Genomic DNA, 7,551 nt, shown 5'->3' on the forward strand with positions numbered 1-7,551 from the left:
TCCAATGTGCATAAAAAAATCCGGAAACAAGTGAGCGTTTCCGGATTCTTACACAGCCACTGGATCGGTCAACTGATCCTTAACTGATCGGCATTACCCCGGCGGCCTAATTTTCCTTATGAATTTAAAATCGCCTTAGTGGAGCAGTCACTGCAGCCCGGAGCCTGTGTGGCGCAGATCGCCCGTGAAAACGGAATCAACGATAACCTGCTCTTCAACTGGCGCCATCAATACCGGAAAGGTGGCCTGCTGCCTTCCGGAAAAAATATGCCTGCACTGCTTCCCGTGACGTTAACGCCGGAGCCGGATAATAAAATCCCGGCTCGGCACAGGAACCAGAGCAGATAAATACACCGTCCGACAGTCTGTGCTGTGAGCTGGTTCTGCCGGCCGGAACTCTCAGGCTTAAAGGTAAACTGACGCCGGCGTTATTACAGATACTTATCCGCGAAATAAAAGGGAGCAGCCACTGATGATATCTTTCCCTGCAGGTTCGCGTATCTGGCTGGTTGCAGGTATCACCGATATGCGAAATGGCTTTAACGGCCTGGCCTCAAAAGTTCAGAACGTCCTGAAGGATGACCCGTTCTCCGGGCATCTGTTCATCTTCCGCGGACGCCGGGGTGACCAGATAAAAGTGTTGTGGGCTGACAGTGACGGACTGTGCCTCTTTACCAGACGCCTGGAGCGGGGCCGCTTCGTCTGGCCGGTCACCCGTGACGGCAAGGTGCACCTTACTCCGGCCCAGTTATCCATGCTTCTTGAGGGCATCGACTGGAAACACCCGAAACGAACGGAACGCGCTGGCATCCGCATATAACCCGTTGTAAAGTGAGGATATGGACACCTCACTTGCTCATGAGAATGCCCGCCTGCGGGCACTGTTGCAGACGCAACAGGACACCATCCGCCAGATGGCGAAATACAACCGCCTGCTCTCACAGCGGGTGGCGGCTTATGCTTCCGAAATCAACCGGCTGAAGGCGCTGGTTGCGAAACTGCAGCGCATGCAGTTCGGTTAAAGCTCAGAAAAACTTCGCGCAAAAACCGAACGGCAGATACTGGAAGCACAGGAGCGAATCAGCGCACTTCAGGAAGAAATGGCGGAAACGCTGGGTGAGCAATATGACCCGGTACTGCCATCTCCCCTGCGCCAGTCTTCAGCCCGTAAACCGTTACCTGCCTCACTTCCCCGTGAAACCCGGGTCATCCGTCCGGAAGAGGAATGCTGCCCGGCCTGTGGTGGCGAACTCAGTTCTCTGGGATGTGATGTGTCAGAGCAGCTGGAGCTTATCAGCAGCGCCTTTAAGGTTATCGAAACACAACGTCCGAAACTGGCCTGTTGCCGGTGTGACCATATCGTGCAGGCACCGGTGCCTTCAAAACCCATTGCACGCAGTTATGCCGGAGCGGGGCTTCTGGCCCATGTTGTCGCTGGAAAATATGCAGGCTATCTGCCGTTATACCGCCAGTCAGAAATATAACGTCGTCAGGGCGTGGAGCTGAGCCGTGCCACACTGGGTCGCTGGACCGGTGCCGTTGCTGAACTGCTGGAGCCGCTGTATGACGTCCTGCGCCAGTATGTGCTGATGCCCGGTAAAGTTCATGCGGATGATATCCCCGTTCCGGTCCAGGAGCCGGGCAGTGGTAAAACAAGAACTGCCCGGCTGTGGGTCTATGTCCGTGATGACCGTAACGCCGGTTCGGAAATGCCTCCGGCGTCTGGTTCGCGTACTCACCGGACCGGAAAGGTATCCATCCACAGAATCATCTGGCCGGTTACAGCGGAGTGCTTCAGGCCGATGCTTACGGTGGTTACCGGGCGTTGTACGAATCCGGCAGAATAACGGAAGCCCTGCTGCGTATCGGTGAACTGTATGCCATCGAGGCAGAAGTCCGGGGATGTTCAGCAGAACAGCGTCTGGCGGCAAGAAAAGCCAGAGCCGCGCCACTGATGCAGTCACTGTATGACTGGATACAGCAACAGATGAAAATTCATTCGCTGAAAATGGAATGTCTCCACGGAGAACACTATTATCCATCGGGAAATAGTGCGGGCAACAGTGTTTAGTTATATCGAGTGCGATTACAATCGCTGGCGACGGCACCGTTGGTGTGGTGGTCTCAGTCCGGAACAATTTGAAAACCAGAGCCTCACTTACGACTGTGTCCATATTATGTGGGTAGGATCAATAAAGACGTTTTATATGTGTCTGCTTGCAGCCAGAAAATTTATACCCTGCAGGTATCATAAACATGCTTGACAACTTAATTAGGGCCCCCTCTTCCTTTTATGGTGTAATTGTTTGATTGAATACTTCCGGGGATTTCAGTATGAAATGAAGTATATTTAATATACTTTACAAAAAGTTTGTATTAGTGGAATAAGAACAATAGTTTATCCAAACTGCCAAGCCCCTTTATTATAAGTAAGATCTGGCACTGGAATATTCTCAAAAGGACTAACATCATCACCACGACCTTCAACCAACCATAAAAAACAATACTATTTTAGGTGATGTATTAAATTAGTAGAATATTTATTCTTCTATAAAAGCACTACCCCAAGAGGTTAATCAGGTCATCCATGATTATTTATCATATACTAACTATGTGGGATTTCAACGTGAAAACTTATTTTCACTATAATCTTCAGGATTCGAAGATCATAGGAGCCTGTACATAAGTTTGTATAATTCTCTGATGTTGAACTATTTAATTTGATATCAAATGAAGGTGAATTTATGAATGAAAAACAGTTGACATCTAATAAGTTGCGGGCTTTAGCTAATGAACTAGCCAAAAGTCTCAAAAATCCTGAAGATCTCAGTCAGTTTGATTGGATGCTGAAAATGAAACCGTACTCAATGCTAATATGACTCATCATCTTGGGTGCGAGAAAAATCAGCTTAGATCTGGCAGCAATTCCCGCAATGGTTGCTTAACGAAGATTATCACTACTGGAGATGAACCTCTGGAAATCCGTACTCTGCGTGATCGTAATGGCACTTTCGAACCGCAACAGCTGAAGAAAAACCAGCCCTAGATTACTAAATCTGTCGGGCGATGGATTAACTGGTTCAGGCTGTCTGGTGCTGAAGGCCTGAAGTCACTGCTGTCAGTGATGTGGCCGGCTCTTCATGAGACAATAACCCGTAATCATCAGTGCCGTTCAATATGGCCACTGTTGAAAAAAGTTCGTCACTTTATGGAGACGGTTAGCCCACTTCCCGGAGAAAAACATAGTCTGGCCAAAGTGTAGCGGTATTAGGCTCACATATTTAGATGTAGATAAGCCGGAGCAGGCAGTTAAATCTAGGCAGCATCACAGAAATGGACAACGCCCCTTAAGGACTGGCGTATGGCAATGAGCTGCTTTATTATCAAGTTTGGTGATCGCCTTGACGGTCACTTCTGAGTGAAGGCGCTTGCACAGAATGGTAAACGGACTCGATTATTGAATCTTAGGGATAAGATATATCTACGATATGTCAATATACGAAATCGAAAGAATTTATTGGTGAATATAGCCATTCAATGTGGCAATGGTTTTTTTAGATTAGCAATAGACTAATATCTATTACATTACAAAAATAGGTTATTGTTTTTTTTAGCAAAAAGGATGAACAAAAATGTCAATAAATAACTATGGATTACATCCAGCAAACAACAAAAATATGCACCTAATAATAGGCAGCAATACTGCTAATGAAAATAAAGGAATGAAACGTAATATCATTAACGTGACAAATACCGCTATATCCCACGCCATCAATGAAGAAAAATCAGGGGGGGGATATAGTGGTGTTTCTTTCAGAAAATTGGCCAAAATACAGAGCATATCCATTCCGACAAAGAATAATAAGGAGTATAACCGCCATAATTTGTTTTCATTGATTTGGCATGGAAATGCTGATGCAGCGCGTAAATACGGTGAATCGCTGTTGGCAGCCGAAATACCCAAAGAGGAAAAACTAGAAGTTCTTGCAGCACGAAATAATGCTGGGGAATCTGCTTTGTTCATAGCTCTTCAAGAAGGTCATTCCGCTGCGATTCAAGCTTATGGAGATTTTATTAAAACTTTTGATTTATCACCAAAAGAAACGATTAAACTATTGGATGTAAGAGATAATGAGGGGTTACCAGGATTATTTCTGGCCGCAGGGAAAGGGAATATCGAGGCTATGATGCATATATAAATATATGCCATCATAGTGGGATAAAACTTACAGAAATAGCAGACAGACTTAACAATAATGAACAAGACATGTTTAATATTATTTCTGACAAAATACAAGAGTTGTTTTAAGTGTGCTAAATAGCTGCAAAGAATTGCACTTAGAAGGAGCTCTCCCCGAATTGTGTGATCTGCTTAATTTCTAAAAAGAAACAAACAGTTAACTAGACTGAGCGATACTACCCATAGAACCAGTTTCCCATGACGAACGACACTGGACGCAAAAACAATCATAAAAAACACAATAAATGTAATGAACACATCCCACCCTATTAAGTAAAGTGCACTGTGATAGAGGAAGGGAAATACAGGAAGGTGTGGAGCCTTGCAGATTTCTGGCATCATAGTGCCCAATACGGAATGCATAAAGCCCCCTCAGACTGGAGACTCCACAAATGAAATATACAGTGTTTAATTATATCAAGTGCGATTACAATCGCTGACGACGGCACAGTTGGTGTGGAGGTCTCAGTCCTGAACAATTTGAAAACCAGAACCTCACTTAAGCCTGTGTTCATATTACGTGGGTAGGATCATACTTTTATAGAAGCTGTCAGTGGCTACGTCCCAGCTAAATCACTTCATGCTCCAGCGCCAGAGAGGCAAGGTTGGGTTTGCTCAGCTGCCGGTTGATTTTGTTGCGATTGAACCGGACAGCGCCCAGGGTGTCGGCAAAAGAGCGAATCTCACCAATCGTTGTTTCATTATCCGCATTAACGATAGCTTCAAGAAACGCCAAGGTTTTATCGAATTCATCAGCAACAGTGGCTCCGGGCATACCGTGACCGTTTATACAAAAAGGCGTTTTCAGCGTGGAGTTTTCATGAATAGCCTCAACACGAATGTCGTGAAGCCAGTGATGTATCGGCTACGATCCTCAGCTGATGCCAGACCATAGGACTGACACTACGAACAGCAATTTTAATGACGTAAATCTTCATAACTACAACTAACAGGGCATCATTATGAATGATGCCGGTTATTTTACCGCTGTTGGTCCCTTCATTTAGGGACTGCCCCAAGTTTTTTCATACTCTCTTTCTCAGAGAGTTTAGTCTCTGGGATTCCAGACGGTCCATCATTGAGCCAAGGGAGTAAAGAACTCAAAGCATTTACAGAATTGTTTGAATCAGCTAAAATAATGACAATGTTACTATTTTACATGACAAAGTGATTATAATGCTTGGAACATCTTTTAATAATTTTGGAATCAGTTTATCTCACAAAAGATATTTTTCAGGAAAGGTTGATGAGATTATCCGCTGTACAATGGGGAAAAGGATAGTAAAAATATCATCAACCAAAATAAATACTAGTATTTTGAGCTCTGTTTCAGAACAAATCGGTGAAAATATTACAGATTGGAAAAATGATGAAAAAAAAGTCTACGTATCCCGGGTGGTAAACCAATGTATTGATAAGTTTTGTGCAGAACACAGCCGAAAAATCGGCGATAATCTCCGTAAACAGATATTTAAACAGGTTGAGAAAGATTATCACATTTCTCTAGACATCAATGCTGCACAAAGTTCCATAAATCATCTTGTATCAGGAAGCAGTTATTTCAAAAAGAAAATGGACGAACTTTGTGAAGGGATGAATAGAAGCGTTAAAAATGATACAACAAGCAATGTTGCAAATCTTATTTCCGATCAGTTTTTTGAGAAAAATGTGCAATATATTGATCTAAAGAAATTACGTGGGAATATGAGTGATTATATTACAAATTTAGAATCGCCTTTCTGATGACAGAACATCCCGAGTAAAGAAACTAAGAAAAGTAAATACCCAGGAATTGCCTGAGCGGTGCTATATTTCTCCTCGCAAGTAAGTCCTAATATATTGAATTGTTGTATAGCCAGTTTTTGTATTTTCCTAGCTCATGGATGTGGGATCCCTCTCCCCTTTCTCTGCTCAAAGGTAAGCGGCTCGTCAGAATCATATTGATATTTACTGAGAAGTCAGATCAACTTTCCAAGGCAACAGATCGCGTACCCGGTTTGCCGGTCAGTCCTGGATATGTTCAATAACGTAACGCAGCCATTTTTCTGGCTCCACATTGTTCAGACGGCATGTGCCGATCAGCGAGAACAACACCGCTGCATGTTCGTCACCGCTGTCGGAACCTGCGAGTCGAGTCAGCCGGAGAGAGTTTCACTCTCCGGCTGCTCACGGAACCGTACGTGACACTCTCGCGTCATACGGCTCTTGATCACTCATTCGATGCACGTAGTAAATACCAGTGAGCAAATTGATCTTACCCAGCAATACGGTCAGTTACCGCGCACATGGCCTGCCTGTGTCAGAAAATCTGCTGGAGCAGGATTTTTACGCCAGTGGTCCGAACCAGAAGTGGGCGGGAGACATCACGTACTTACGTACAGATGAAGGCTGGCTGTATCTGGCTGTGGTCATTGACCTGTGGTCACGTGCCGTTATTGGCTGGTCCATGTCACCACGCCTGACGGCGCAACTGGCCTGCGATGCCCTGCAGATGGCGCTGTGGCGGCGTAAGAGACCCCGGAACGTTATCGTTCACTCGGACCGAGGAAGTCAGTACTGTTCAGCAGATTATCAGGCGCTGCTGAAGTGGCATAATCTGCGTGGCAGTATGAGCGCAAAGGGCTGCTGCTACGATAATGCCTGCGTGGAAAGCTTCTTTCATTCGCTGAAAGTGGAATGTCTCCACGGAGAACACTTTATCAGCCGGGAAATAATGCGGGCAACAGTGTTTAATTATATCGAATGTGATTACAATCGCTGGCGACGGCACAGTTGGTGTGGCGGCCTCAGTCCGGAACAATTTGAAAACCAGAACCTCGCTTAGGCCTGTGTCCATATTACGTGGGTAGGATCACTTACGCCCTGTGGTTGAAACGTGAGCATATTGTTTTCAGATGCTGTTGTCTTGCTTCAGAGTGATCTGTCCTCCGGATTTACGCAAAGTTATCCACAGGCACTGTGCATTTAAAAAACTTATCTTTTCTTCTTGATTTTAAAAACTCAGATCGTCATATCATTATGATAAACATAATAAAAAACTCTAAACATGAGAAGGTTTTTAAGGTAATGACTCCAACTTACTGATAGTGTTTTATGTTCAGATAATGCCCGATGACCTTGTCATGCAGCTCCACCGATTTTGAGAACGACAGTGACTTCCGTCCCAGCCTTGCCAGATGTTGTCTCAGATTCAGATTATGTCGCTCAATGCGCTGAGTGTAACGCTTGCTGATAACGTGCAGCTTTCCCTTCAGGCGTGATTCATACAGCGGCCAGCCATCCGTCATCCATACCACGACCTCAAAGGCCGA

General features: G+C 45.0%; 4 protein-coding genes and 8 pseudogenes. 10 read left to right on the plus strand and 2 right to left on the minus strand.

Going from position 1 to position 7,551, the window contains the following annotated elements; translation table 11 throughout:
• Window positions 1-96 precede the first annotated feature (96 nt).
• The 9 genes and pseudogenes from tnpA to ipgB2 all read left to right on the plus strand — a co-directional run.
• Window positions 97-473: pseudogene (gene tnpA / locus BHE85_RS07715) on the plus strand (IS66-like element accessory protein TnpA); the annotation flags it as partial.
• Complete coding sequence (gene tnpB / locus BHE85_RS07720) at window positions 473-820, plus strand: IS66 family insertion sequence element accessory protein TnpB (RefSeq protein WP_000622995.1); 348 nt, start codon at window positions 473-475, stop codon at window positions 818-820. The pseudogene tnpA and the gene tnpB, both read left to right, overlap by 1 nt.
• A gap of 19 nt (window positions 821-839) precedes the next feature.
• Window positions 840-2,264 (plus strand): annotated as a pseudogene (gene tnpC, locus BHE85_RS28045) (IS66 family transposase).
• 480 nt (window positions 2,265-2,744) lie between these two features.
• Window positions 2,745-3,040: pseudogene (locus BHE85_RS07735) on the plus strand (transposase); the annotation flags it as partial.
• Window positions 3,041-3,124: 84 nt separating this feature from the next.
• Window positions 3,125-3,262, plus strand: a pseudogene (locus BHE85_RS07740) (IS630 family transposase); the annotation flags it as partial.
• A gap of 370 nt (window positions 3,263-3,632) precedes the next feature.
• Window positions 3,633-4,309 (plus strand): annotated as a pseudogene (ospD1, locus tag BHE85_RS07745) (type 3 secretion system effector/anti-activator OspD1).
• 323 nt (window positions 4,310-4,632) lie between these two features.
• A pseudogene (locus tag BHE85_RS26395) lies at window positions 4,633-4,743 on the plus strand (IS3 family transposase); the annotation flags it as partial.
• A 77-nt stretch (window positions 4,744-4,820) separates the two neighbouring features.
• The gene (locus BHE85_RS26710) at window positions 4,821-5,135 is read left to right on the plus strand and encodes a hypothetical protein (protein WP_032490754.1); all 315 of its coding nucleotides are present in this window, start codon (window positions 4,821-4,823) and stop codon (window positions 5,133-5,135) included.
• 281 nt (window positions 5,136-5,416) lie between these two features.
• Window positions 5,417-5,983: a type III secretion effector IpgB2 gene (gene ipgB2 / locus BHE85_RS07765; protein WP_005057975.1), complete on the plus strand. Its 567-nt coding sequence runs from the start codon at window positions 5,417-5,419 to the stop codon at window positions 5,981-5,983.
• A 261-nt stretch (window positions 5,984-6,244) separates the two neighbouring features.
• Here ipgB2 and BHE85_RS26935 read toward each other — a convergent pair.
• Window positions 6,245-6,367: pseudogene (locus BHE85_RS26935) on the minus strand (transposase domain-containing protein); the annotation flags it as partial.
• A 142-nt stretch (window positions 6,368-6,509) separates the two neighbouring features.
• Here BHE85_RS26935 and BHE85_RS07775 point away from each other — a divergent pair.
• Window positions 6,510-7,064 (plus strand): annotated as a pseudogene (locus tag BHE85_RS07775) (IS3-like element IS3H family transposase); the annotation flags it as partial.
• A gap of 253 nt (window positions 7,065-7,317) precedes the next feature.
• Here BHE85_RS07775 and BHE85_RS07780 read toward each other — a convergent pair.
• Window positions 7,318-7,551 (minus strand): IS1 family transposase (locus BHE85_RS07780; protein WP_001393844.1); only part of this gene is annotated, 234 nt, incomplete at its 5' end.

Origin of the sequence: Shigella sp. FC1567 (assembly GCF_001743015.1) — a bacterium.
GTDB classification, from domain to species: domain Bacteria; phylum Pseudomonadota; class Gammaproteobacteria; order Enterobacterales; family Enterobacteriaceae; genus Escherichia; species Escherichia coli.

What these genes read in the sequence shown, in the direction of transcription:
- ipgB2 (WP_005057975.1), top strand. Translation starts at nt 5,417, where the DNA reads ATGCTTGGAACATCTTTTAATAATTTTGGAATCAGTTTATCTCACAAA.
- tnpB (WP_000622995.1), top strand. Translation starts at nt 473, where the DNA reads ATGATATCTTTCCCTGCAGGTTCGCGTATCTGGCTGGTTGCAGGTATC.
- BHE85_RS26710 (WP_032490754.1), top strand. Translation starts at nt 4,821, where the DNA reads ATGCTCCAGCGCCAGAGAGGCAAGGTTGGGTTTGCTCAGCTGCCGGTT.